The 1680-nt window shown below is 67.3% G+C and carries 1 protein-coding gene; it reads left to right on the top strand.

Annotated features, from left to right (window positions below; all coding sequences use genetic code 11):
• Positions 1 to 262 precede the first annotated feature (262 nt).
• Positions 263 to 1459 (top strand): MFS transporter, encoded by a 1197-nt coding sequence (locus tag HMPREF9440_RS07185; RefSeq protein ID WP_008542867.1) that lies wholly within the window; start codon positions 263 to 265, stop codon positions 1457 to 1459.
• Positions 1460 to 1680 lie beyond the last annotated feature (221 nt).

Here is a 1680-nt window from a genome sequence, read left to right as displayed (position 1 = left end):
CAAGGAACACCAAACGTTTCCGGAGATCGCTTGCTTGGTCGCAGGTCTCCGAGTTGGTTCTCCAAATCCTTTTCAACGCCTCGGGTGTCGTGACCCGGGGCGTTTTTTTCATGGGTGCCGGGGCGCCCGCCTTCCGGCCCGCATTTCCGCCCATTCCTGCGGACGCCCCGCACCAACCGCGCGCTTTTCCCGTGGCGCGCCCGGGCGCATGGGCGCTACATTGTCGGCGACAGACCTTTGACGCCGCTTTGACGCCTCCGCCATGTACGCGCCCCTTCTCAAGATCCTCTTCACGATGCTCGTGATGCACGCCGTCTCGACCGGCCTGCGCTTCACGGTCACGCTCGACGCCATCGCGCACAGCGGGACGAGCCGTGAGGTGAGCCTGATGCTGGCCGGGGTCGCCCTGGTGCCCGCCTTCTTCGCGATTTCGGCGGGCCGCTGGTTGGACCGTGCGGGCCCCGGAAAACCCCTGGCGCTCGCGATCGCCGCGGCGGCGGCCGCAGGGGCGCTGACGCTCTCCTTCCCATCCGCCGTCGTCGGCCTCTGGCCGCTCTTCGCGGCGTGCATCCTGGTGGGGCTCGGATTCATGCTCGCCAACACCATCACGCAGCGCCTCACCGGGGACGTGCTTCCGCCCGAGAAGCGCTCGATGGGCTTCACGGCCGTTTCGATCATCACCGCCGCGAGCGGGCTCGTGACGCCGGTTCTGGCGGGCTACGCGATCGAGTGGCGGGGCCACGCCGCCTTCTATGCGTTCGCGATGACGGCCCCCTTGATCCTCGCGCTTCTCGCCTTCTCACCCCTGATGCGGAACGTCTTCGGGCGGGTCAGAAAGCGCACGGAGAAGAAGGCCGCCGACACGAAGGGGGCGGCGAAAGAGATCCTCGCCGACAAGCCGATGAGGACGGTGCTGATCTCCTCCGTCCTCATTTCGGTCGCGTGGGAGGTCGGAAACCTCATGATGCCGATCTACTGCGCGTCGGTGGGGCTGACGCCCTCTGAGACCGGCTGGGTGCTGGGGAGCTTCTCCGCCGCGAGCTTCGTCGTGCGCTTTCTGATGCCGGGCCTCATGCGGCTCTTTTCCGAGTGGCGCCTCATCAGCTTCACCTTCCTCGTCGCCGCGGTCGCATTCCTGCTCTTCCCGCTTTTCGAAGCGACCTACGCCCTCATGGGCTGCAGCTTCCTTCTGGGCCTGGGACTCGGGGCGTCCTACCCCAACACCATGGCGCTCGTCTATCGCTTTGCGCCCAAGGGCCGGATCGGCGAGGCGATCGGGCTTCGGCTCTCGATGATGAACTTCTCCAAAGCCACCTTCCCGATCGCGATGGGGGCGCTCGGGAGCGTGATCGGCGCCGGGGCGACGCTGGGCGCCCTGGGCGTCTTCACCGGGTGCGGCTTTCTCTTTGCGCTTCAGTCCCGAGCCGCCGTTGAGGCCGCCTCCGCCGAGCGGATGTAGGCGGCGAAAGGGCGGGATCCGGCAAAAGCAAAGTGAGCGTACGCTCACGGATCTTTGACGATTGAACAAAACTCTTGAGGGCATTCCGCCGCCCTCCCCGCTTCGCCCCAAGAGCGGGCACTCACCATCCTGCCGACATCCCGGCACGGCAGCCCGGCGGCCGCCGACGCACACCCCCAAACGGAAGCCGGGAGGGCCGCGACGGCGAGTCCGCCCCGTCG

It is taken from the genome of Sutterella parvirubra YIT 11816 (genome assembly GCF_000250875.1).
Lineage (GTDB): Bacteria > Pseudomonadota > Gammaproteobacteria > Burkholderiales > Burkholderiaceae_F > Sutterella > Sutterella parvirubra.
Note: the sequence above shows the minus strand (reverse complement) of the source record. Positions and strands in the feature narration are given on the sequence as shown.

What these genes read in the sequence shown, in the direction of transcription:
- HMPREF9440_RS07185 (WP_008542867.1), top strand. Translation starts at nt 263, where the DNA reads ATGTACGCGCCCCTTCTCAAGATCCTCTTCACGATGCTCGTGATGCAC.